At 73.6% G+C, this 23,652-nt stretch carries 18 protein-coding genes and 2 riboswitches; of the genes, 11 read left to right on the forward strand and 7 right to left on the reverse strand.

Translation table 11 applies throughout. The features are described from left to right. Positions 1 to 21: 21 nt before the first annotated feature. On the reverse strand, positions 22 to 1,488 hold the full coding sequence (locus tag ACZ7BZ_RS05505; RefSeq protein WP_470357218.1) for a glycine hydroxymethyltransferase: 1,467 nt from the start codon (positions 1,486 to 1,488) through the stop codon (positions 22 to 24). A 22-nt stretch (positions 1,489 to 1,510) separates the two neighbouring features. Next, positions 1,511 to 1,605, reverse strand: a riboswitch (ZMP/ZTP riboswitch). A 303-nt stretch (positions 1,606 to 1,908) separates the two neighbouring features. Between ACZ7BZ_RS05505 and ACZ7BZ_RS05510 the strand changes: the two genes are divergently transcribed. The 3 genes from ACZ7BZ_RS05510 (at position 1,909) to ACZ7BZ_RS05520 (ending at position 4,643) form a co-directional block, all read left to right on the forward strand. Then, a complete protein-coding gene (locus ACZ7BZ_RS05510) occupies positions 1,909 to 3,390 on the forward strand; it encodes an ABC transporter permease (protein WP_470357219.1) in 1,482 nt (493 codons plus the stop codon). 93 nt (positions 3,391 to 3,483) lie between these two features. Then, a complete protein-coding gene (locus tag ACZ7BZ_RS05515) occupies positions 3,484 to 3,954 on the forward strand; it encodes a cytidine deaminase family protein (protein ID WP_470357220.1) in 471 nt (156 codons plus the stop codon). Between the two features lie 125 nt (positions 3,955 to 4,079). Next, positions 4,080 to 4,643 carry an EF-hand domain-containing protein gene (locus tag ACZ7BZ_RS05520; RefSeq protein ID WP_470357221.1) on the forward strand — a complete coding sequence of 188 codons (564 nt, stop codon included), beginning with the start codon at positions 4,080 to 4,082 and terminating at the stop codon, positions 4,641 to 4,643. A 184-nt stretch (positions 4,644 to 4,827) separates the two neighbouring features. On the opposite strand, the gene ACZ7BZ_RS05525 is transcribed toward ACZ7BZ_RS05520, so the two are convergent. After that, the gene (locus ACZ7BZ_RS05525) at positions 4,828 to 5,880 is read right to left on the reverse strand and encodes an EamA family transporter (protein ID WP_470357222.1); all 1,053 of its coding nucleotides are present in this window, start codon (positions 5,878 to 5,880) and stop codon (positions 4,828 to 4,830) included. 133 nt (positions 5,881 to 6,013) lie between these two features. Here ACZ7BZ_RS05525 and ACZ7BZ_RS05530 point away from each other — a divergent pair, with 133 nt between their 5' ends. The 6 genes from ACZ7BZ_RS05530 to ACZ7BZ_RS05555 all read left to right on the forward strand — a co-directional run bounded on the left by ACZ7BZ_RS05530 (position 6,014) and on the right by ACZ7BZ_RS05555 (position 10,616). Continuing rightward, positions 6,014 to 6,457 (forward strand): gamma-glutamylcyclotransferase family protein, encoded by a 444-nt coding sequence (locus ACZ7BZ_RS05530; protein ID WP_470357223.1) that lies wholly within the window; start codon positions 6,014 to 6,016, stop codon positions 6,455 to 6,457. A 207-nt stretch (positions 6,458 to 6,664) separates the two neighbouring features. Next, positions 6,665 to 7,903, forward strand: coding sequence for a precorrin-6y C5,15-methyltransferase (decarboxylating) subunit CbiE (gene cbiE / locus ACZ7BZ_RS05535; protein WP_470357224.1), 1,239 nt, complete (start codon positions 6,665 to 6,667; stop codon positions 7,901 to 7,903). Next, a complete protein-coding gene (gene cobM, locus ACZ7BZ_RS05540; protein WP_470357225.1) occupies positions 7,900 to 8,661 on the forward strand; it encodes a precorrin-4 C(11)-methyltransferase in 762 nt (253 codons plus the stop codon). Before cbiE ends, cobM begins: the two co-directional genes overlap by 4 nt. Continuing rightward, a complete protein-coding gene (locus tag ACZ7BZ_RS05545; protein ID WP_470357226.1) occupies positions 8,658 to 9,434 on the forward strand; it encodes a cobalt-precorrin-6A reductase in 777 nt (258 codons plus the stop codon). Before cobM ends, ACZ7BZ_RS05545 begins: the two co-directional genes overlap by 4 nt. Before the next feature lie 132 nt (positions 9,435 to 9,566). Continuing rightward, positions 9,567 to 10,070 (forward strand): DinB family protein, encoded by a 504-nt coding sequence (locus ACZ7BZ_RS05550; protein WP_470357227.1) that lies wholly within the window; start codon positions 9,567 to 9,569, stop codon positions 10,068 to 10,070. A gap of 348 nt (positions 10,071 to 10,418) precedes the next feature. Further along, a complete protein-coding gene (locus ACZ7BZ_RS05555) occupies positions 10,419 to 10,616 on the forward strand; it encodes a hypothetical protein (RefSeq protein ID WP_470357228.1) in 198 nt (65 codons plus the stop codon). Positions 10,617 to 10,639: 23 nt separating this feature from the next. Here ACZ7BZ_RS05555 and ACZ7BZ_RS05560 read toward each other — a convergent pair whose 3' ends face one another. Beyond that, positions 10,640 to 12,169 carry a UDP-N-acetylglucosamine 1-carboxyvinyltransferase gene (locus ACZ7BZ_RS05560; RefSeq protein ID WP_470357229.1) on the reverse strand — a complete coding sequence of 510 codons (1,530 nt, stop codon included), beginning with the start codon at positions 12,167 to 12,169 and terminating at the stop codon, positions 10,640 to 10,642. Between the two features lie 214 nt (positions 12,170 to 12,383). Next, on the reverse strand, positions 12,384 to 13,634 hold the full coding sequence (locus ACZ7BZ_RS05565) for a cobalt-precorrin-5B (C(1))-methyltransferase (protein WP_470357230.1): 1,251 nt from the start codon (positions 13,632 to 13,634) through the stop codon (positions 12,384 to 12,386). A gap of 349 nt (positions 13,635 to 13,983) precedes the next feature. On the opposite strand from ACZ7BZ_RS05565, the gene ACZ7BZ_RS05570 reads away from it, so the two are divergent. Further along, positions 13,984 to 15,723, forward strand: coding sequence for a TIGR03767 family metallophosphoesterase (locus ACZ7BZ_RS05570; RefSeq protein ID WP_470357231.1), 1,740 nt, complete (start codon positions 13,984 to 13,986; stop codon positions 15,721 to 15,723). Between the two features lie 123 nt (positions 15,724 to 15,846). Here ACZ7BZ_RS05570 and ACZ7BZ_RS05575 read toward each other — a convergent pair whose 3' ends face one another. The 3 genes from ACZ7BZ_RS05575 to ACZ7BZ_RS05585 are packed head-to-tail and all read right to left on the reverse strand — an operon-like array spanning position 15,847 to position 19,267. Further along, the gene (locus tag ACZ7BZ_RS05575; protein WP_380453292.1) at positions 15,847 to 17,373 is read right to left on the reverse strand and encodes a precorrin-2 C(20)-methyltransferase; all 1,527 of its coding nucleotides are present in this window, start codon (positions 17,371 to 17,373) and stop codon (positions 15,847 to 15,849) included. Further along, positions 17,370 to 17,996, reverse strand: coding sequence for a precorrin-8X methylmutase (locus tag ACZ7BZ_RS05580; protein ID WP_470357232.1), 627 nt, complete (start codon positions 17,994 to 17,996; stop codon positions 17,370 to 17,372). Before ACZ7BZ_RS05580 ends, ACZ7BZ_RS05575 begins: the two co-directional genes overlap by 4 nt. After that, complete coding sequence (locus tag ACZ7BZ_RS05585; RefSeq protein ID WP_470357233.1) at positions 17,993 to 19,267, reverse strand: hypothetical protein; 1,275 nt, start codon at positions 19,265 to 19,267, stop codon at positions 17,993 to 17,995. Before ACZ7BZ_RS05585 ends, ACZ7BZ_RS05580 begins: the two co-directional genes overlap by 4 nt. A 290-nt stretch (positions 19,268 to 19,557) precedes the next feature. Then, a riboswitch (cobalamin riboswitch) is annotated at positions 19,558 to 19,643 on the forward strand. A 157-nt stretch (positions 19,644 to 19,800) separates the two neighbouring features. On the opposite strand from ACZ7BZ_RS05585, the gene cobN reads away from it, so the two are divergent. Further along, the gene (gene cobN / locus ACZ7BZ_RS05590) at positions 19,801 to 23,481 is read left to right on the forward strand and encodes a cobaltochelatase subunit CobN (protein WP_470357234.1); all 3,681 of its coding nucleotides are present in this window, start codon (positions 19,801 to 19,803) and stop codon (positions 23,479 to 23,481) included. Positions 23,482 to 23,652 lie beyond the last annotated feature (171 nt).

Consider the following 23,652-nt stretch of genomic DNA (forward strand, 5'->3'; position numbering starts at 1 on the left):
GCCGAGCCCGCCGGGGCCCGGTCAGACCAGGTCGACGCCCGGGTAGAGCGGGAAGGGCGCCAGGAGGTCGGCGGCGCGCTTGGCGACGCCGTCGCGGAGGGACTCGTCGAGGGCGTAGTTCGCCTTGGACGGGGCGCCATTGGCCGTGCTGGTGGGGGTGGTGCCGCGCAGGACGGTGTCGATCAGGGCGGCGATCTCGTCCATCTCGCCGGTGCCCAGGCCGCGGGTGGTGAGCGCCGGGGTGCCCAGCCGCACGCCCGAGGTGTACCAGGCGCCGTTCGGGTCCTGCGGGACGGAGTTGCGGTTGGTGACGATGCCCGAGTCCAGTAGCGCCGCCTCGGCCTGACGACCCGTCAGGCCGTAGCCGGATACGTCGGCGAGCACCAGGTGGTTGTCGGTGCCACCGGTGACCAGCTTGCCGCCGCGGCGCAGCAGGCCCTCGGCCAGCGCCTGGGCGTTGTCCACCACCGCGCGGGCGTAGGCCCGGAACTCGGGGCGGCGGGCCTCGGCGAGGGCGACGGCCTTGGCCGCCATGACGTGCGAGAGCGGGCCCCCGAGCACCAACGGGCAGCCGCGGTCGACGTGCTCGGCCAGCTCGGCGGTGCTGAGCACCATGCCGCCGCGCGGGCCGCGCAGCGACTTGTGGGTGGTGGTGGTGACGATGTGGGCGTGCGGCACCGGGTCGTGATCACCGGTGAGCACCTTGCCCGCGACCAGGCCGGCGAAGTGCGCCATGTCGACCATGAGGGTCGCGCCGACCTCGTCCGCGATCTCCCGCATCTTGCGGAAGTTCACCAGCCGCGGGTAGGCGGAGTAGCCGGCCACCAGGATCAGCGGGCGGAACTCGCGGGCGGTCTCGCGCAGCGCGTCGTAGTCGATCAGGCCGGTGACCGGGTCGGTGCCGTAGCTGCGCTGCTCGAACATCTTGCCCGAGATGTTGGGGCGGAAGCCGTGGGTGAGGTGGCCGCCGGTGTCCAGGGACATGCCGAGCATGCGCTGGTTGCCGAGTTCCCGGCGCAGCTCCGCCCAGTCCTGCTCGGTGAGGTCGTTGACGTTGCGCACCGCAGCGCGCTCCAGGGCCGGGCTCTCGACCCGCTGGGAGAGGACGGCCCAGAAGGCGGTGAGGTTGGCGTCGATGCCCGAGTGCGGCTGGACGTAGGCGTGTTCGGCGCCGAACAGTTCGCGGGCGTGCTCGGCGGCGATCGCCTCGACGGTGTCGACGTTGCGGCAGCCGGCGTAGAAGCGGCGGCCGACGGTGCCCTCGGCGTACTTGTCGCTGAGCCAGTTGCCCATGGTGAGCAGGACGGCCGGGGAGGCGTAGTTCTCACTGGCGATCAGCTTGAGCGAGGCGCGCTGGTCCGCCAGCTCCTGGCCGATGGCGGCGGCGATCCGCGGCTCGACGCCGGCCACGACGTCCAGGGCACTGCGGAAGGCGGTGTCGGCCGCGGGGACGGCGGCGGTGTGGGGCGTCTGCTCGGGCTGGGCCATGGCGGTCTCCTGGTGGGGATGCTGGGGCGGCCCAGGCGCTCGGCAACGACGTGAGGATGCACGGGACCGCTTCCCGATGGTCGATTCCATCCCTACGCGCCAGTCGCGGTCCACCGGGATCGTACCAACACCGCGGGGACTGTGGCGGAGGTCTCAGAATGCGGAACGGGCCGCCCGGTTCGGCGGGGTATGTCCGTTCTCCTGCGACGGCCGTGTTGCCGGGAAATGAAGCCGCCACGATTCCCGAAGCAGTGCCGCAGGAATTCCGTCGGCGCGCCTTCCGGTGATTTGCGGAACATCGGACGCATCCGATCTGATGCCACTCGAACAGTAGCCGGGAAATCCGTGGCGGCGGTTCGGAAATGCCCACCAGCGCACCCTCACCCACGGGCGGCGGAGAATTCGGCGAGTACGGCTCTCGTGGCAGCGGTCGACACGGTCGCACTTGCCGGCACGGCCTCCGGGCCCGCGGCACCGAGCCTGCCGCGCCGGGTGCCGCGCGACCGGGTCGGCGCCGCCGCGAGCGCCGTCGTCCTGCTGTTCCTGCTGCTCGCACTGGCCGCGCCGCTGATCGCCGCCCTGCACGGGAAGGACCCGGTCGAGCACTACGGCCAGAACACTCCGGGCCTGCTCAGCGATGGTGGCCTGCCGATGCTGCCGAAGGGCGGGATCTCCGGGGAGTTCTGGTTCGGCCTGGAGCCCGGCCTCGGCCGGGACGTGCTGACCCAGCTGCTGTACGGCATCCGCACCTCGCTGCCGATCGCCTTGGCCTCGGCCGCCGTAACCACCGCGCTCGGCGTGCTGGCCGGGGTCGCGATCGGCTATCTCGGCGGGATCGCGGACCGACTGTTCGGCTTTCCGGCCAACGTGCTGCCGGCCTTTCCGACCCTGCTCCTGCTGCTCGCCCTCAGTCCGGTGATCCAGTCCCGGCCGGTCGATCCGGGCAGCGCGGAACCGGAGTGGATGCAGTTCCTGGCGCTGATCCCGGTTTTCTCCGCATTCGGCTGGATTCCGCTCGCGCTTTCCCTGCGGGCCACCGTCCGCTCGCTCCGGGAAAGGGATTTCGTGCAGTCCGCCCGGGCGCAGGGGGCGAGCCGGTTGCACATCGTCGTCCACGAACTCCTACCGAACGTCCGCTCCCAGCTGCTGGTGCACGCCACCATGGCGGTGCCGACCTTCGTCGCCTCCGAGGCCGCGCTGTCCTTCCTCGGCGTCGGCATCACCGAGCCCGTGCCCGACTGGGGGGGGCGGATGATCTTGCGCGTCTCGGAAGTCTTCCAGTCCGACCCGACCTACCTGGTCTTCCCCGGGGTCGCGCTGCTGGTGTTCGTGCTCGCCTTCAACCTGCTCGGCGACGCCGTCCGGGACACGCTGGACCCGCGCCGGGCCCGCTGCCCCCTCCCGTTCCGACCGTCCCGTTCCGACCGATCAACCGATCAACCATCCGAGCCCCTCCACCCGCGGGCCGGGCGCGCCGAGGCCCGTCGGCGCGCGGCCGCGACGCTCGACCGGGTCGGCATCCCGGCCGCCCGGCTGCGCGACCACCCGCACGAGCTCTCCGGCGGGCAGCGGCAGCGGATCGGCATCCCCCGGGCACCGGCACCCGAGCCGCGGCTGATCATCGCGGACGAGCCGGTCTCGGCGCTCGACGTGTCGGTGCAGGCGCAGGTGCTCAACCTGATGATGGAGCTGCGCGAACAGCTCGGTGTGGCCCCCCTGTTCGCCTCGCTCGACCTCGCGGTGGTCCGGCACTTCTGCGACCGGGTGGCGGTGATGCAGCGGGGGCGGCTGGTCGAGTCGACCGACCGGGAGCAGCTGTTCGAGGCGCCGCACACCGAGTACACCGGGAGCTGCTGGCGGCGGTGCACTGAGGCGGGTCGGCGCTCCGGGACTGTGTGGTGACCGCCGTCCGGGCCCGGGAAAGGGTTGGCACGATCGGGGGCGCAACGGTGATGATCGAAGGGTTCCGGCTTCGACCAGGAAGGACCGCCGATGATGTCCGGCATCGATCACGAGGCCGCCGACCAGGCGTCCGCCGGTCAGGAGCTCGTCGGCCGGGAGCCCGTCGACCAGGAGCCCGTCGACCAGGAGCTCGTCGAGGCGGCCCTGGAGGTGGCCCGGCGGTACTCGAAGGGCGACAACCACACCGTGGCGGCGGCCGGACGCAACGCCGACGGGCGGATCGTCACGGCGGTGAACGTCTACCACTTCACCGGCGGGCCGTGCGCGGAGCTGGTGCTGATCGGCGCGGCCGCGGGCCAGGGAGCGTACGACCTCACCACGGTGGTGGCGGTCGGGGACCGCGAGCGCGGGGTGATCCCGCCGTGCGGGCGCTGTCGCCAGGTGCTGCTCGACTACTTCCCGAAGGCCCGGGTGATCGTCGGCCGGGACACCGGACTGCGCACCCTGCCGGTGGCGGACCTGCTGCCGGAGACATACGTCTGGGCCGACCACCAGGAAGACTGAACCGGGCCCGGCGGGCGCTGCCGTTCGGCGTTCGTTCGGCTGCGCGAGCCCGGTTCGAGGCGTTAGCGTGCTGGCGACGTGCCGTCACTCGACGTGCCGCGCGGACCGCCACCGGAGGGGGCACATTGTCGGACGACCTGCTCATCGCAAAGATCAATCACGGTTTCGACCACCTCGACGCCGACGGGGACGGCCTGCTCACCGAGCGGGACCACGTCCTGATGGGCCACTCGGTGGCCCGCTCGCTCGGCCACCAGGAGGGCTCGGAGGCGGAGGCCGTCATCGTCCGCGCCTACCTGACGGTCTGGCACGACCTGCACCTCGCCGGAAAGCCCGCCGGGACGGAGGCGATCACCCGCGAGCAGTTCGTCGCCGCGACCGCCGCGCTCGCCGACGACCCGGAGGCCGCCCGGGAGATCCTCGGCTCCCTGGCCGAGGCCTTCCTCTCCGTCGCCGACGCCGATCGCAGCGGGACGGTGGACGCCGGCGAGTTCTTCGTGTTCCAGCGCGGCCACTTCGCCGGGCTCTGCCGCGACGACGCCGAAGAGGCCTTCCGGCACCTCGACCTCGACGGGGACGGCACGCTGTCCGCCGAGGAGTTCACCGGCGCGATCATCGAGTACTGGACCAGCCGCGACCCCGAGGCGCCGGGGAACTGGTGGACGGGGAAGCCTCCGCACTCGCTCTGACCGGCCCACTCGCCTTCCGGGCCCCCGTCCCCACTCTTCGTCACCCTTCCTCGCCTTCCTCGCCCTTCCCCGCTGCGAGCGGCGCGGGCGCGGGGCGTGTGGGGCGCGCGGGCGGATCGTCCCCGGTCAGGTGGCCGGGACGATCCGCCCGGGCCCCGCGACGGCGCGTACGGTCCGGAACGGCTCAGCCGCGACCGGACCGCGCCTTCACCGGGCGCCCCGGACGCCGGTCGGACGGGCCCCGACCGGACGGACGCCGGCTGACGCTCACCACCATGCAGACGCCCGCCACCACGATCGACCCGCCCGCCAGGGTCGGGCCGGTCAGCGGCTCGGCCAGGATCAGCCAGCCCAGCAGCACGGCGACCACCGGGTTCACATAGGCGTAGGTGGCGACCAGGGTCAGCGGGGCCGAGCGCAGCAACCAGGCGTACGCGGTGAAGGCGAGCAGCGAACCGAACACCACCAGGTAGCCGAGCGCCAGCCAGGAACGCCCGGAGACCGCCCCGAGGTCGAGCCCGTGCTGCTCGCCGCGGGCCAGTCCGACCAGCAGGTCGCAGAGGCCGCCGGCCAGCATCTGGTAGGCACTCGCGGCCAGCACGTTGCCCGGCAGCGGGATCTTCTTGCTCGCGAAGGAACCGACCGCCCAGCTCAGGGTGGCGCCGATGATCAGGATCACTCCGATCGGCTTGATCGCCCCGCCGATCGCCGGGGCGGACAGCACCCCCAGGCCGACCAGGCCCAGCAGCACCCCGGCGAGCTCGGCCGGCCTGGGGCGCTCGCCGCCGCCGAAGGCCGTCAGCACCACCATCCAGAGCGGGACGGCGGCCACCAGCAGGGCGGCCAGTCCGGACGGGACGGACGTCTCGCCGAGCACCACCAGGCCGTTGCCGCCGGTCAGCAGCAGTACCCCGACCAGGGCCGCGGAGGCCAGCTGGCGGCCGCTCACCCGCAGGGCGGCCGGGCCCTGCCGAACCAGCAGGAAGCCGACCAGCAGCAGACCGGCGGTGAGGAAGCGGGCGCCGGCGGAGAAGAAGGAGGGCATCGTCTCGACCGCGATCCGGATCGCGAGGTAGGTCGAGCCCCAGACGACGTAGACCACCGCGAGGGCCAGCCAGACCGCGCCGGAGAGCCGGGGGGTGGGGGGTGTGCTCGGGGACGGGCCGGCCGGGGCGCTGCCGGGGGTTGTTGCCGGGGCCGGGGTCGTGGCCGGTTGCGGCGAGGCGGGCGATGTCATGTGTGTCCCCCTAGGACGGTGCTGGCCGAACATCCGATATGACAGCGCATCGAGCACCCGGTGCGCCAGTGGGTTCCACGGACCGGTCGGCGGGACGTACCGTGGGCGCTCCCCCAGCGAGGAGGTCGAACCCGTGTCCGCGTCCGAGCAGGCCCCGCCGGCCGGGGCCGCGCTGCCGTTCTTCGTGTACGGCACCCTGCGCAGCGGCGGCCGCAACCACGCCCGCCACCTGGGCGGACGCTGCGCCGAGATCCGCCCGGCGGTGCTGGAGGGCGCGGCCCTGCACGAGGGCCCCGGGTTCCCGTACGCGGTGCCGGATCCGGCGCCCGGGCGCCGGATCGTGGGCGAGCTGGTCACCGTGCGCCCCGGAGCGTACCCCGGGGCGCTCGCGGCGCTGGACCGCCTGGAGGACTGCCGGGCGGACGGAACGGGGCTGTACGTACGACGGCGGCTGGCGGTACGGACGGCGGACGGCGAGCTGCGCGAGGCCTGGGTGTACCTGGCCGGGCCGGTGGCCGAGGCCCGGCTGCGGGAGCGGCCGGCGCTGATCGCCTCCGGGGACTGGGCGGACAGGTGAGGGCGGCGGGCTGAGGGGCGGACGCCGGACAGCTGACAGCCTTCAGCTTTCATAGTTCAGAGTTCAGCTTTCAGAGTTCAACATCTGAAAGCTGTTCGCTGAAACCTGCAAGTCGTCCGCCGCCCGCCGTCACCTCGCCGGATCCCGCCCGCATACCGCCAGGTAGGCTGCCCCGGCCAGCAGGAACGAACGACGAGGAGCCACCCGGTGCCCGAGCTGCCCCCTCCGATCACCGTCGTCGGGATCGGGGCCGACGGCTGGCCCGGCCTCGCCACCGGCTCCCGGGCCGCGCTGCAGTCAGCCGAGGTGGTCATCGGCAGCTCCCGGCAGCTGGACCTGCTCCCCCGGGACGCCGTCAGCGCCGAGCGCGTCGCCTGGCCGTCCCCGCTGCGCCCGGCCGTCCCCGGGCTGCTCGCCCGGCACGCCGACCGCCGGATCGCCGTGCTGGCCAGCGGCGACCCGATGTTCTTCGGCATCGGCCGCACCCTCGCCGAGATCGTCGGCGCCGACCGGCTGCGCGTCCTGCCGCACCCCTCCTCCGTCTCCCACGCCTGCGCCCGGCTCGGCTGGCCGATGGAAGCCACCGAGGTGGTCAGCCTGGTCGGCCGGCCGCTGGACGCCCTCGCGCGCGCCCTCCACCCCGGGCGCCGTCTGCTGGTGCTCAGCGCCGACGCCGACACCCCGGCCGCAGTCGCCGCACTGCTCACCGCGCGCGGCTTCGGCACCGCCCGGCTGCGGGTGCTGGAGCAGCTCGGCCACGACCGCGAACGGGAGGTCGACGGCCGCGCCGACGACTGGCTGCACCCGCCCGGCGACCCGCTGAACCTGATCGCCGTCGAACTCGGCGACGGTCCGCGCGGCTCCCTCGTCCCCGGACTGCCCGACGAGGCGTACCAGAGCGACGGCCAGCTCACCAAGCGGCACGTCCGCGCCGCCACCCTGGCCACCCTCGCTCCCGCCCCCGGCGAACTGCTCTGGGACGTCGGCGGCGGCTCCGGCTCGATCGCCATCGAATGGCTGCGCGCCCACCTGGACTGCCGGGCCGTCAGCATCGAGCGCGACCCGGTCCGGGCCGGGCGGATCATGCACAACGCCGCCGCGCTGGGCGTGCCCCGGCTTCGGGTCGTGACCGGCCGGGCGCCCGACGCACTCGCCGAACTCCCCACCCCCGACGCCGTGTTCATCGGCGGCGGCCTCACCGCCGCCGGCCTGCTGGACAGTTGCTGGGCCGCGCTGCGCCCGGGCGGGCGGCTGGTCGCCAACACCGTGACACTGGAGTCCGAGGCGCTGCTCACCGAGTGGTACCGGCGCCACGGCGGGGAACTCGTCAAACTGGCCGTCGCCCACGCCGTCCCGGTGGGCGGATTCACCGGATGGCGGCAGGCCATGCCGGTCACCCAGTGGTCCGCCGTCAAGCCCAACACCCTTCAGGAGGAAGCCTCGTGACCGTCTACTTCATCGGAGCCGGCCCGGGCGCCGCCGACCTGATCACCCTGCGCGGCCAGCGCATCCTGGCCCGCGCCGAGGTCTGCCTCTACGCCGGCAGCCTCGTCCCGCGCGAGCTGCTGGACGAGTGCCCGCCCGACGCCCGACTGGTCGACACCGCGCAGCTCAACCTGGACCAGATCATCGCCGAGGTGGTCGCCGCGCACGCGGCCGGCCGGGACGTCGCCCGGCTGCACTCCGGCGACCCGTCGGTGTTCTCGGCCGTCGCCGAGCAGATGCGCCGGCTGGACGCGGCCGGCGTGCCGTACGAGGTGGTCCCCGGCGTACCCGCCTTCGCCGCCGCAGCGGCCGCGCTGAAGCGGGAGTTGACGGTGCCGACCGTCGGCCAGACCGTCATCCTCACCCGGATCGCCAAGCGCGCCACCCCGATGCCCGAGGGCGAGGACCTCGCCACCCTGGGCCGCAGCGGCGCCCTGCTGGTGCTGCACCTGGCGGCCGGCTACGTGGACGACGTGGTCGAGCAGCTGCTGCCGCACTACGGCACGGACTGCCCGGCCGCCGTGGTCGCGATGGCCAGCCGGCCCGACGAGCTGGTGCTGCGCGGCACGCTGGCCGACATCGCCGGGCAGGTCAAAGAGGCGGGCGTGGTCCGCACCGCCGTCATCATCGTCGGCCGCACGCTCGCCGCCGAGCAGTTCCGCGACAGCCACCTCTACTCGGCGGACCGCGAGCGGCCGCACGAGCCCTGCGGCGCATGACCCGGGACGGCCGCACGCCCGCCCCCGCACACGTGTTGCTCCTCGGCGGGACGACGGAGGGGCGGGCGCTGGCCGCCGCGCTGGACGGCCGGGCGGGCCTGCGGGTCACCAGCTCGCTGGCCGGGCGGGTCGCCCGACCCCGGCTGCCCGTCGGACAGGTGCGGATCGGCGGCTTCGGCGGTCCGGACGGGCTGGCCGCCTGGCTGCGCGCCGAGGGGGTGACCGCCGTGGTGGACGCCACCCACCCGTTCGCCGCCGGGATGTCGCAGAACGCCGCGCTCGCGGCCGCCGCCACCGGTGTGCCGCTGCTGGTGCTGCGCCGACCCGGCTTCACACCCGCCGACGGGGACCGCTGGCACCTCGTGCCCTCACTGGCGGCCGCCGCCGAGCTGCTGCCCGGCCTCGGTCGGCGGGTCTTCCTCAGCTCAGGGCGGAAGGGCATCGGCGCCTTCGCCCACCTGGACGGGCTGCACTTCCTGGCCCGCTCGGTGGACCCGCCCGAGCCGCCGATGCCGCCCTCGCTCGAAGTCCTGCTGGAGCGCGGCCCGTTCACCCTCGACGGCGAGCGGGCACTGCTGCGCGAGCACCGGATCGACGTGGTCGTCACCAAGGACAGCGGGGGCGCCGCGACCGCGCCCAAGCTCACCGCCGCCCGTGAACTCGGTCTGCCCGTGGTCGTGGTGGAGCGCCCGCCGGTGCCGGACGGTGTACCGGTCGCACCGGACGTGCCGAGCGCGGTGGAGTGGCTGGAGCAGCTGGCCCAACTGCCGTAGCTCGCCCGACGCGGCACGGCCCGTCCGGCACGGCCCGTCCGGCACGGCCCGTCCGGCATGGCCCCTTTGCCGTGGCACGTCCAGCCAGTGGAATGGTCTGCGGCGGCGCCGACCGCTTGGCAGGATGGCCGGATGACCGCTGATCAGCGCACCACCACCCCGCGCACGGCCGACGAACGGGCCACCCTGGCGAGCTTCCTGGACTTCCAGCGCGACACCCTGGCGACGAAGTGCGCCGGACTTACCGCCGAGCAGCTGCGCGCCCGGGTGCTGGCACCCTCCGGGCTCTCGCTGCTCGGGCTGGTCCGCCACCTCGCCGAGGTGGAGCGCAGCTGGTTCCGCAACGTCCTCGCCGACGAAGGCCGGCCCGGCTTCTGGAAGCACCCCGACGGCGGCTTCGCCGAGTTCGACGTGGAGGCCGCCGACCCGGCGGAGGCCTTCGCCGTCTGGCGCCGCGAGTGCGACCACGCCCGGGAACTCGTCGCCGCCGCAGAGTCGTTGGACGTCCTGGGCCACCACGGCGAGGAGGTGTTCTCGCTGCGCTGGATCCTCACCCACATGATCGAGGAGTACGCCCGCCACAACGGCCACGCCGATCTCCTGCGCGAGCACCTCGACGGCAGCACCGGCGAGTAGCCGCACCGGCGGGCGAAGAAGCACGGATGCGCACCCGCCAGAAGGCCCGCGACACCCCCGGCCCCCCGGAGCCCTTGAACGAAGTCCTCGAACGAAGTCCTCCCAGCGCTCTGGATGGGCGGCCATGCTTCACCCCGCCCCGCGGCGAGCTGGAACTCGCCACCGTCCGGGGCGAGTTCGACCTGGCGGTGAGCCTCTTCACGCGATCGGGGCACGGCCCGGCCCCGGAGGTGGAGCACGTCGTCCGCGAGGTGCCTGACCAGCCGCTCTCCCCCGCCAGTCGCTCGCCGTCCAGGAGGGGCGGAACTCACCGCCTCCGCCGCCGTGCGCCGGGGCCACCGGACGCTGGTGCGCTGCCACTCCGGCTGCAACCGCTCGGGCCTGGTGGTCACCCTCGCGCTGGTCGACCCCGGGCACGATCCGGCCGGGGCGGCCCGGCTGGTCCGGGAGCGGCGCTCGCCCTGGGCGCTGAACAACCCGGTGTTCGTGGAGTACCTGAACACCGGGTTGAACGTGGCGGCCCTACTGATCGGCCTCAGCGATTGAGGCTGGTCAGGATTGACGAACCATCAGATGTCGCGGAAGGTCTCGATCTGGGCACCGATGGAGTTGAGGCGCTCGGCGAGGTCCTCGTAGCCGCGGTTGATGACGTAGACGTTGCGCAGGACGGAGGTGCCCTGGGCGGCGAGCATCGCCAGCAGGATGACCACGGCCGGGCGCAGTGCGGGCGGGCACATCATCTCGGCGGCGCGCCAGCGGGTCGGGCCCTGAACCAGGACGCGGTGCGGGTCGAGCAGCTTGACGTCCGCACCGAGCCGGGTCAGCTCGGTGAGGTAGATCGCGCGGTTGTCGTAGACCCAGTCGTGGATCATCGTGGTGCCGTGCGCGGCCGCGGCGATGGCGGCGAAGAACGGCACGTTGTCGATGTTGATGCCGGGGAACGGCATCGGGTGGATGGTGTCGATCGGCGCGGCCAGCTTGGACGGGCGCACGGTGAGGTCGACCAGGCGGGTGTGGCCGTTGTGGGCCCGGTACTCCGGAGTCCGGTCGTAGTCGAGGCCCATGCCCTCCAGCACCGCGAGTTCGATCTCCAGGAACTCGATCGGCACCCGGCGGATCGTCAGCTCGGAGGAGGTGACCACTGCGGCGGCGAGCAGGCTCATCGCCTCCACCGGGTCCTCGGCCGGGGTGTAGTCGACGTCGCAGGTGATCTCCGGGACGCCGTGCACGGTGAGGGTGGTGGTGCCGATGCCCTCGATCCGGACGCCCAGCTTCTCCAGGAAGAAGCAGAGGTCCTGGACCATGTAGTTGGGCGAGGCGTTGCGGATGACGCTGACGCCGTCGTGCCGCGCGGCGGCCAGCAGGGCGTTCTCGGTGACGGTGTCCCCGCGCTCGGTCAGCACGATCGGGCGGTCCAGCGGGGTGCCCGGCTCGACCGAGGCGTGGTAGGCGCCGCCGGTGGTGGCGACCTCCAGGCCGAAGCGGCGCAGTGCCGTCAGGTGCGGCTGGACGGTGCGGGTGCCGAGGTCGCAGCCACCGGCGTACGGGATGGCGAAGCGCTGGGCGCGGTGCATCAGCGGGCCGAGGAACATCAGCACGCTGCGGGTGCGGCGGGCGGCCTCGACGTCCATCGCGGCGAGGTCGAGCTCGGCCGGCGGGGTGAGTTCGAGGTCGCGGCCGTCGTTCAGCCAGCGGCTCTTGACGCCGATGCTGGTGAGCACCTCGAGGATGCGGTAGACCTCCTCGATCCGGGCGACGCTGCGGATCGTGGTGCGGCCGGTGGTCAGCAGCGAGGCGCAGAGGATCGCGACGCAGGCGTTCTTGCTGCTGCGGACCTCGATGGCGCCCGAGAGGCGGGTGCCGCCGGTGACCCGCAGGTGCATCGGTCCGGAGTAGCCGAGGGAGACGATCTCGCTGTTGAGGGCATCGCCGATGCGCGCGATCATCTCAAGGCTGACGTTCTGCTTGCCCTGTTCGATGCGGTTGACCGCGCTCTGGCTGGTGCCGAGTGCCTCGCCGAGCTGCGCCTGGGACCAGCCGCGGTGCTGACGAGCGGTACGGATGAGGGTGCCGATACGGTTGAGGTAGTCGCCTGTCACCCGGCAGACCATATCTCATGGTTGAGATGGCACCAGAATCAAGAGCGGGCATGGCGCCACCTTTGTCCGTTTCTCGCCCCGTATGGGCATCGGATCTTCACATCACCATGCGATATTGCTGAGGTTCTTTTGCACGAACGGGACACTCAACTCGACGCCATCACGGGCCCGGGCGCCATCACGGGCCCGGGCGCCGTCACGGACCCGGGCGCCGTCACGGACCGAGCGGCTCCGCCCGGCCGACGATGGTGCCCGCGCGGTCGATGCAGATGACGTCCACCGCCACCGGCGAGCCGAGCAGCACGCCGAGCGCCGTCGCCCGAGCCGCCTCGGCCACCTGGTCCCCCAGCGGAACCCCGGCCGCCCGGCACAACTGCACCGCCTCCAGGCCGGTGTTGGCCGCCGCCACCGCCGCGGCCAGCTCCTCGTCCGCCCCGGCGCGCCGGGCCAGTTCGGCCAGGTAGCCCTTGTCCACCTGGGAGCGCGCCGAGTGCAGGTCGAGGTGACCGTAGGCCAGCTTGGACAGCTTGGCGAAACCGCCCGCGATGGTCAGCCGGGACACCGGGTGGCGCTTGAGGTACTTGAGGACGGCCCCGGCGAAGTCGCCCATGTCGAGCAGCGCGTCCTCGGGCAGCCCGTGCACGGCGACCGCGACCTTCTCCGAGGTCGAACCGGTGCACCCCGCCACATGGGTGCGCCCGGCCGCCCGGGCCACGTCCACACCGCGACGGATCGAGTCGATCCAGGCCGAGCATGAGTAGGGGACGACGATCCCGGTGGTGCCGAGGATGGACAGGCCGCCGAGGATGCCGAGGCGGGGGTTCCAGGTCGAGCGGGCGATCTCCGCGCCGTGGTCGACCGAGACCTCCACCACCACGTCCCCGCTGCCGCCGTGTGCCGCCGCGACCTCGGCCACGGCGTCGCGGATCATCTGCCGGGGCACCGGGTTGATCGCGGGTTCGCCGACCGGCAGCGGCAGGCCCGCCTTGGTGACCGTCCCGACTCCGGGGCCGGCCCGGAAGACCACCCCGGTGCCGGGTTCGCCGAAGCGTACGGTCGCCCGGACCAGCGCGCCGTGGGTCACGTCCGGGTCGTCGCCGGCGTCCTTGACCACCCCGGCCATGGCACTGGTCCGCTCCTGGCCCGCCGTGGCGAGCGCCTCACCCGCCGCGGTCGGCTCCCCGTCGGCCGTGGTCAGCGGCTCGACGGCCGTGGTCAGCGGCTCGACGGCCGTGGTCAGCGGCTCGACGGCCGTGGTCAGCTGCTCGACGGCGAGGGCGAAGGCGGGCTGCTGCCCCTTGGGGAGGGTGATGGCCACCGGGTCAGGGAAGTGGCCGGTGAGCAGCGCCGTGTACGCGGCCTTGGTGGCGGCGGTGGCGCAGGCGCCCGTCGTCCAGCCGTGCCGCAGGCCGCTGCTCTTCAGCTGGCCGGCCCGGCCTCCCGGCTCGGCTCCCGCTGCGGCCACCTGCGCCTCGCTTCCGTCCTGCGGGTCGGCGCTCGCGCACCGGCCCCCGTTCCGTCGGCGGCCGGTGTGGCCGCCCTTCCTCCGGCGGCCGTCCGGCCGTCGTCGCCGACGATTTTCCCCCATCCCCCCGGCCCCGGCCCGACCGGGGTGGCGGCCGGCATGCCTTGTGGGGGCTACGGAGGAAAGGCCGACCCGCGTTCCCGAAGTGTTCTCCGCACGGGCCTAACGCCCGGCGGCTACCCATGGGTAATCTGGCGGTCCGCCAGAAGCGGGTTCATGACATTCAGGCCCGGTGGACGGGGCTTCCTCCCGACCGGGCCATCAGTATGTGGGGGTTTTTGTGGCAGGCATGAAACGACGCACCTTCCTCACCGGTACGTCGGTGGCCGCCGCCTGGTCGGCCCTGTCCCTGGGCGGCGCGCAGTTCGCCTCGGCCGCGGCGCGCGAGCGGGCGCTGGCGACCACGGCCGCGCGGGCGGTCAACGTCTCCGGGACGACCCTGGAGCAGGTGGCCACGCCGACCGGCACCGGCTCCTACAAGCGGCTGGCCTCGGGGCCGGGGTGGCCGCTGATGGTGCGCGGGGAGCTCGCGGCGCCGGGCGCCGGGCGGGACGACCGCCGCACCGGGCTGGCCAGCTTCGTCCAGTTCAGCGACCTGCACCTGGTGGACACCGAGTCCCCGGTGCGCTTCGAGTTCCTGGCCAAGTCCAACGACAGCGCCTACCGGCCGCAGGAGGCCCTGAACGCCCGCGGTGTCTCGGCCCTCGTCGAGCGGGTCAACTCGCTCGCCGGCGGCCCGTACACCGGGATGCCGTTCAGCATGGTGATGGCCACCGGTGACAACACCGACAACCACGAGCTGGCCGAACTCGACTGGTACCTCACCGTCATGGGCGGCGGGCGGCTGGCCCAGAACACCGGCGACCCGACCCGCTACGAGGGCGTGCAGAACTCCGGCAACTCGGCCTTCTGGAACCCCGAACTCGCCTATGCCGACGCCTACAAGGCCAAGGGCTTCCCGCAGCTGCCCGGCTTCCTGTCGGCGGCAGGCCGGCCCTTCGACGCACCGGGCCTGCGCACCCCCTGGTACACCACGGTCGGCAACCACGACGACAGCATCGAGGGCTCGCTGCCGGACTTCGGGCTGCTGAACGAGCTCTACACGGGCGGCCTCAAGCTGGAGGGCTGCGACGACGCGACCGCCGCCCAGCTGATGGACTCGCTGCGCCGCGACCCCGCGGGCGCCGTACTGCTGCTCGCCAAGCTGCTCGCGAACGGCGAGGCGGTGCGCCGGGTGACCCCGGACGAGCGCCGGCACCCGTTCACGCTCAAGGAGTTCGCCAAGGCCCACCTCGACCCGGCGGTCACCGGCGCCGGCCCGTACGGGCACGGCTTCACCTCGGACATGGTGAGCAGCGGCAAGCTCTACTACACCTTCCGGATCTCGGAGAAGGTCGTCGGCATCAGCCTGGACACCACCAACCAGGCCGGGTTCGCCGACGGTTCGCTGGGCACCACCCAACTGCGCTGGCTGGAGCAGCAGTTGAAGGATCACAGCGGACACTGGTACGACCCCAACGGGAACCGGGTCACGGGTGGCAGCACCGATGACGTGATCCTGGTCTTCAGCCACCACACCAGTGGGTCGATGGGCAACCTGCTGCCGGACCCGCGCAACATCTTCGAGAAGCGGCACGACGGCAACGAGCTGGTCGCACTGCTGCAGCGCTACCCGAACGTGGTCGGCTGGGTGAACGGGCACACCCACATGAACAAGATCACGGCGCACGGGCACGCGGTGCCGGAGCGGGCGTTCTGGGAGATCAACACCGCCTCGCACATCGACTACCCGCAGCACGGACGCATCATCGAGATCGCGGACAACGGGGACGGCACGCTGTCGCTGTTCACCACGCTGATCGAGTCCGCCGCGCCGTACGCCACTGACTTCGGCAGCACCTCGGACACCAACCTGGCGGCGCTGTACCGCGAGCTGGCGTACAACGACCCGAACGGGCGGGTCTCCTCGCTGCTGGGCGCCGGGGAGGACCACAACACCGAGCTGCTGATCACCAAGCCGACCCGTTGAGGTAGCGGCGAGCCGGGGACGGCGAACGGCGAACGGCGAACAACAAACGGATGACAGCTGACAGATGATGAACTCTGTCAGCTGTCATCCGTTACCCGTGGCCTGTTCCGCGCTCGCCGCCCGTCACGCCTCCGGGTAGCGCCGGGGCGTCCAGACGACCTCCACGCCGCCGCCCCGCTCGACCGCCTGGGTCTGCGAGGAGCCGATCAGCAGGATGGTCCGCATGTCGACCAGCGCCGGGTCCAGCTCGCCCAGCCGGACGATCCGGATCCGCTCGGTCGGCCCGCCGACGTCGCGGGCCATCACCACCGGGGTCTCCGGCGCGCGGTACTCCAGCAGCAGGTCCCTGGTCAAGCCGACCTGGGTGGTGCGGGACTTGGAACCCGGGTTGTAGAGCGCCAGCACGAGATCCGCCTCGGCGGCGGCGCGCAGCCGCTTGGCCACCACGTCCCAGGGCTTGAGCCGGTCCGACAGCGACACCACCGCGTAGTCGTGCCCGAGCGGGGCACCGGCCCGGGAGGCGGCCGCGTGGGCGGCGGTCATCCCGGGGACGATCCGCACCGGCACGTCCCGGTAGTCCGCCTCGCAGGCGACCTCCAGCACGGCGGTGGCCATCGCGAAGACGCCCGGGTCGCCCGAGGACACCACGCAGACCCGGTGGCCCCGCCGGGCGAGGTCCAGGGCGAACTCGGCGCGCTCCGACTCCACCTTGTTGTCCGAGCCGTGCCGCTGCTGCCCCGGCCGCTCCGGCACCCGGTCCAGGTAGGTGGTGTAGCCGACCAGGTCGGTGGCCTCGGCCAGGGCGCCGCGCGCCTCGGGGGTGAGCCAGAGCGGTCCGGCCGGGCCGGTGCCGACCACGGTCACGCTGCCGACGCCGTCCGCGAGCCGCACCTCCGGCTCCAGCGGCGCGACCTTGCTGGGCAGCACGGCCACCGAGAAGTAGGGGACGGTCTCCCCCTCGACCTCGGCGAGCGGTGCGATCCGCTCGCCGTCCATGAAGGCCCGCTCGACGTACTGGGCGTCCTCCAGCCGACCGGCTCGCTCCAGCGCCCGCCGGACGGCCGGAAAGGTGCGCCCGAGCTTCATGATCACCGCGGAGTCCGCCGAGGCGATCCGCGCCGTCAGCTCCTCCTCGGGCAGGGTGCCGGGGATGACGGTGAGGGTCTCCTCGGCCTCGGTCAGCGGCCGGCCGAGCCGGGCCGCCGCCGCGCTGACCGAGGTCACGCCGGGCACCACCTCGGTCGGGTAGCGGTCCGCGAGCCGCTTGTGCATGTGCTGGTAGGAGCCGTAGAAGAGCGGGTCGCCCTCGGCGAGGACGACGACGTCGCGACCGGCGTCCAGGTGGGCGGCCAGTCGGGCGGCGGCCTCCTGGTAGAACTCGTCCAGCGCGCCCCGGTAGCCGCCGGGGTGGTCGGTGGCCTCGACGGTGAGCGGGTAGACCAGTTTCTCTTCGATCTGACCACCCGTCAGGTACCGTTCGGCGATCGAGCGCGCGATGGACCGACCGTGCCGGGCGCTGTGGTACGCCACCACGTCCGCCTTACCGATGAGTTCGGCCGCGCGAACGGTCACCAGTGAGGGGTCGCCCGGGCCCAGTCCGACACCGTACAGCCGCCCGGTGGCGACTCGGGACTCCTGATGCTCCGTCACTCTTCTTCGCTCGCAATCGCGTTGATGGCGGCGGCGGCGATCGCGCTGCCGCCGCGCCGACCGCGCACCACCAAGTGCTCCAGGCCGGACGGGTGTTCGGCCAGCGCCTGCTTGGACTCGGCGGCGCCGATGAAGCCGACCGGGACGCCGATCACCGCGGCCGGCCGCGGTGCGCCCGCCTCGATCATCTCCAGCAGCCGGAACAGCGAGGTCGGCGCGTTGCCGACGGCCACCACCGCGCCCTCCAGCCGGGGCAGCCACAGCTCCATGGCCGCCGCGCTGCGGGTGTTGCCCATCGCGCGGGCGAGTTCGGGCACCGACGGGTCGGTGAGGGTGCAGATCACCTCGTTGCCGGCGGGCAGCCGCTTGCGGGTGACACCGCTCGCGACCATGTTGACGTCGCAGAGGATCGGCGCACCGGCGTGCAGCGCCGCGCGGGCCGAGGCGACCACGCCGGGCGAGTACACCAGGTCCTCGACCAGGTCGGTCATCCCGCAGGCGTGGATCATCCGCACCGCGACCTGGGAGACGTCCGCCGGGAGGGCGGCCAGGTCGGCCTCCGCACGGATGGTGGCAAAGGACTGGCGGTAGATGGACGCGCCGTCCTTCTCGTACTCGATCACTTCGTGGTCCTCCTGGCCTCGGCGACCGCCTCGGCCATCTCCTCGTTCCTCACGTCCACGGGGGCGCCCGCGGTCGTGGCCGGCCCGTTCACCGTCACCCGGTAGCCGTGCCCGGTGGCGAGCACATCCACCCACCGCCCGGCCGGGTGGCCGCAGCGCCGTTCACAGCCCGACCAGTGGACGGGCAGTGCGCCGGTCCCGGCCCGGGCTCCCCGTCCCACCGCCGCCGAAGCCGAAGGCACAGCCGAAGCCGCTGCCTCCAACGCCCGGGCCGCGTCGGCCCGTACGTCGGCCAGCGATTTGGCGCAGCCCGGCAGTCCGGTGCAGGCCGTAGCCCGCTCCCAGGGCGAACCGGACTCGGTACGGAACCCGGCCGCCGCCAGCGCGGGCAGCCGGTCGGCCGGGGCACCGGGCAGCACCGCGCCGCGCCAAGGGGTCAACCGCAGTTCGCCGGCCGAGGCGGCGACCAGCGCCCGCCACTGCGCGGCGCTCGCCCGCCCGAACCGCACGCCCACCGAGAGCCCTCCGGGAAGCGCGCCGACTGCGGGCGGCGCACCGGCGGCGGCGGGCAGCGGCACCGGGCCGGCCGGCAGCAGGTCGGGCACCTCGCGCACGTGCCAGGCCCGTCGGCCGCTGCCGCGCAGCGCGTCCAGGAAGGCGCGGGCCGCGTCCAGCACGGCCGTCATCTCCTGCCCCGGCTCGACCGGATGCCCGTTCGCGGCGCGCCCCAGGCGCAGGACGGCGGGCCCGCCCGAAGCTGCGATCAATGTCACATCGGCGTCGAGCGCGGCGACGTCGCCCCGCCCGTCGTCCAGCGCGAACAGGAACTTGCCGGAGAGCCCGGCCGCCCAGTCGCTCGCGCACAGCCGGGCGTCCAGTTCCCGTACCCAGGCCTGGACATCGGCGTTACCGGCGGTGTCCAACCCGGCCAGCGGTGAGGCGACGATGTTGCGCACCCGCTCGTGGGTGTCCGAGGGCAGCAGTCCGACGGCGCGCAGCCGGTCGGCGAGTTCGGCGCCGCAGTCCGCGGCCAGGCCGCGGAGTTGGACGTTGCCGCGCGAGGTGGTCTCCAACTCCCCGTCGCCCAGGGCCTCCGCCGCCTCGGCCAGGCCGAACGCCTGACGGGACGTCAGTAGTCCGCCGGGCAGCCGGACCCGGGCGAGGCCGCCGTCGTCGGCGGCGTGCAGGCGCAGCGCTCCGGGGCAGGCGTCGGCGCGCCCCCGGTCGGGCACGGCGGCGCCCGGCGCGGTCGCGTCGGGAGTCGGTGGCATGGCGGCGAGCATACAGATGATCCGATCGCTTGCCCCCGTCCGCTGCATCACACCGGCAGCACACCCGCAGCACCCCAGGCGGCACACCGACCCGGCACACCGGGTGGCGTCCGGCAGCACGCCGGCGGCAGGCCGCCAGCACACCGGACCCCCACCCGGCGCCGGTGGGCGCCGTGCGCCCGCCCGTGCGCCGGGCGAAGCGAAGCCGGCTCTCCCCCAGGTCAGCCGCAACCCGTACGATGCAGGCGGACGGTCCCAGCGGGCCGTCCGACGCCAGCGACGGCGCAGGGGAGGAAACCGGTGCGAACCCGGTGCGGTCCCGCCACTGTGACCGCGGCTCACCGGGAAGCCGGTCGGCCGCGGGAGCCAGGAACTCCCGCCGTCCTCCACCGGCCCGGGGCGCGGACCCCGAGGAAGGCAGAAATGCACCACCGCTGTCGCATGCCCGCGCCCGTTTCCCCGGCCACCACCACGGCCGCCCCGGCCACCACTGCGGCCGCCCCGGCCGCCCACGAGGCCGGGAGGGCCTTCGCATGATCCTGCTGCTGTCGACGTCCGACACCGACCTGCTGAGCGCCCGCGCCTCGACGGGCCCGGTCCCGTACCGGCTCGGCAACCCGGCCCGACTGACCCCCGAGGACCTGCCCGGACTGCTGGAGGGCACCGAACTGGTGGTGGTCCGCCTGCTCGGCGGGCGCCGCGCCTGGCAGGAGGGCCTGGACGCGTTGCTGGCCGGCCCCCGCCCGGTGGTCGTGCTGACCGGTGAACAGGCCCCTGACGCCCAGCTGATGGAGCTGTCCACCGTCCCGGCCGGCATCGCCGCCGAGGCGCACGCCTACCTCGCCCACGGCGGCGCGGCCAACCTGGCCGAGCTGGGTGCCTTCCTCTCCGACACCGTGCTGCTGACCGGCCACGGCTTCGCCCCGCCCGCCTCCGCGCCCGCCTGGGGACCGCTGGAGCGCGAAGCCCGTACGACCACAGACGGGCCGACCACGGACGGGCCGACCGTCGCGGTGCTCTACTACCGGGCCCACCACATGAGCGGCAACACCGCCTTCGTGGAGACCCTCTGCCGGGCCATCGAGGACCAGGGCGCCCGGGCGAAGGCCTACTACTGCGCCTCGCTGCGCGGCGCCGAGCCCGAGCTGCTGGCCGAACTCGGCGCGGCCGACGCGATCGTCACCACCGTGCTCGCCGCCGGCGGCACCCGCCCGGCCGACGCCCAGGCCGGCGGCGACGAGGAGGCCTGGGACGCCGGCGCGCTGGCCGCGCTGGACCGCCCGATCCTGCAGGCGCTCTGCCTCACCTGGTCCCGCGCCCAGTGGGAGGCCAGCGACGACGGACTGTCCCCGCTGGACACCGCCACCCAGGTCGCGGTGCCGGAGTTCGACGGCCGCCTGATCAGCGTCCCGTTCTCCTTCAAGGAGCTGGACGAGGACGGCCTGACCGTCTACGCCGCCGACCCGGAGCGGGCCGCCCGGGTGGCCGGCACCGCCGTCCGGCACGCCCGGCTGCGGCACGTCCCGGCCGCCGAGCGCCGCCTCGCCCTGGTGCTGTCCGCCTACCCGACCAAGCACTCCCGGGTCGGCAACGCCGTCGGCCTGGACACCCCGGCCAGCGCGATGCGCCTGCTGGAGCGGCTGCGCGCGGAGGGCATGGACCTCGGCTCGGCGCTGCCCGGCTTCAACGCCGCGCCCCGAGCCGACCAGGAGGGCGGGGAGGCGCCCGGGCGAGTCACGGCCCACGACGACAGCCACGAGGGCGACGCCCTGATCCACGCCCTGATCGCGGCCGGCGGCTACGACCAGGACTGGCTCACCGAGGACCAGTTGGCCCGCAACCCGGTCCGCATCCCGGCCGCCGACTACCGCCGCTGGTACGCCACCCTCCCCCAGGGCCTGCGCGAGCAGGTCGAGGAGCACTGGGGCCCGGCCCCCGGCGAGCTGTACGTCGACCGTTCGCAGAACCCGGACGGCGACATCGTGCTCGCCGCGATCCGCTCCGGGAACCTGCTGGTGCTCATCCAGCCGCCGCGCGGCTTCGGCGAGAACCCGGTCGCCATCTACCACGACCCCGACCTCCCGCCGAGCCACCACTACCTGGCCGCCTACCGCTGGATCCAGGCCGCCCAGGAGGACGGCGGCTTCGGCGCCCACGCCGTCATCCACCTCGGCAAGCACGGCAACCTGGAGTGGCTGCCCGGCAAGACCGCCGCACTGTCCGCCGAGTGCAGCCCGGACGCCGTCCTCGGCGACCTCCCGCTGATCTACCCCTTCCTGGTCAACGACCCGGGCGAGGGCACCCAGGCCAAGCGCCGCGCCCACGCCACCCTGGTCGACCACCTCGTCCCGCCGATGGCCCGCGCCGACTCCTACGGCGACATCGCGCGCCTGGAGCAGCTGCTCGACGAGCACTCCAACATCGCCGCGATGGACCCGGCCAAGCTGCCCGCGATCCGCGCCCAGATCTGGACGCTGATCCAGGCCGCCAAGCTGGACCACGACCTCGGCCTGGACGAGCGCCCCGAGGACGACGGCTTCGACGACTTCCTGCTGCACGTCGACGGCTGGCTGTGCGAGGTCAAGGACGCCCAGATCCGCGACGGCCTGCACGTCCTCGGCCAGGCCCCGGCCGGCACCGACCGGGTCAACATCGTGCTGGCCATCCTGCGCGCCCGGCAGATCTGGGGCGGCGTCAGCGCGCTGCCCGGCCTGCGCGAGGCGCTCGGCCTGGACGAGGCGGCCCGCACCCTCGGCGCCACCGACGCGGCCGAGGCGCAGGCCCGCGCCCTGGTCGAGGCGATGGAGGCGGAGGACTGGGCGCCCGAGGCGGTGGAGAAGGTCGCCGCCGGGCTTCCGGAGGCCGTCCACGAGGTGCTCGCGTTCGCCGCCACCCAGGTGGTGCCGCGGCTGGCCGCCACCACCGACGAGCTGGACGCCGTGCTGCACGCGCTCCAGGGCGGCTTCGTCCCGGCCGGGCCCTCCGGCTCGCCGCTACGCGGTCTGGTCAACGTGCTGCCGACCGGCCGCAACTTCTACTCCGTCGACCCGAAGGCCGTCCCCAGCAAGCTCGCCTGGGAGACCGGCCAGGCCCTCGCGAGTTCGCTGATCGACCGCTACCGGGCCGACAACGACGGCGCCTACCCGCCCTCGGTCGGGCTCTCGCTCTGGGGCACCAGCGCGATGCGCACCGCCGGCGACGACATCGCCGAGGCCTTCGCCCTGCTCGGCGTCCGCCCGGTCTGGGACGACGCCTCGCGCCGGGTCACCGGCCTGGAGCCGATCCCGTCGGCCGAGCTCGGCCGCCCGCGGATCGACGTCACGCTGCGCATCTCCGGCTTCTTCCGGGACGCCTTCCCGCACGTGGTCGCCCTGCTGGACGACGCGGTGCGCCTGGCCGCCGCCCAGGAGGAGGCCGACGAGGACAACTTCGTGCGCGCCCACGTCCAGGCCGACCTCGCGGTGCACGGCGACGAGCGCAAGGCCACCGTCCGGGTCTTCGGCTCCCGCCCGGGCACCTACGGGGCGGGCCTGCTCCAGCTGATCGACAGCCGGGACTGGCGCACCGACGCCGACCTCGCCGAGGTCTACACCGTCTGGGGCGGCTACGCATACGGTCGCGGACTGGACGGGCGACCGGCCCGGGAGGAGATGGAGACCGCGTACAAGCGGATCACCGTCGCCGCGAAGAACACCGACACCCGCGAGCACGACATCGCCGACTCGGACGACTACTTCCAGTACCACGGCGGCATGGTGGCCACCGTACGCGCCCTCACCGGCAAGGCCCCGACCGCCTACATCGGCGACTCGACCCGCCCGGAGACGGTCCGCACCCGCACCCTCACCGAGGAGGCCGCCCGCGTATTCCGCGCCCGGGTGGTCAACCCGCGCTGGATCGAGGCGATGCGCCGCCACGGCTACAAGGGCGCCTTCGAGATGGCCGCGACGGTCGACTACCTGTTCGGCTACGACGCCACCACCGGCGTGGTCGCGGACTGGATGTACGAGAAGCTCACCCAGGAGTACGTCCTCGACCCGGTCAACCGCGAGTTCCTGGCCGGCGCCAACCCCTGGGCGCTGCACGGGATCAGCGAGCGCCTGCTGGAGGCGGCCAGCCGCGGGCTCTGGGAGCAGCCGGACCCGCAGCTGATCGAGCAGCTGCAGGCCGCGTTCCTGGAGACCGAGGGCGACCTGGAGGGCGACGAGGGCTGAGGTCCGCAGCACCCGTACCGAGGCTGCCACCCGCCGTTCCGGCGGGTGGCAGCCTCGGTTTCGGCGCGTGGCCGCCTCGGTTTCGGCGGGTGGCCGCCTCGGTTTCGGCGGGTGGCAGCCTCGGTTTCGGCGGGTGGCAGCCGCTGTTGTCGCGAGGCGCCCGCCGGAGAC

It is taken from the genome of Kitasatospora sp. NPDC036934, assembly GCF_055608425.1.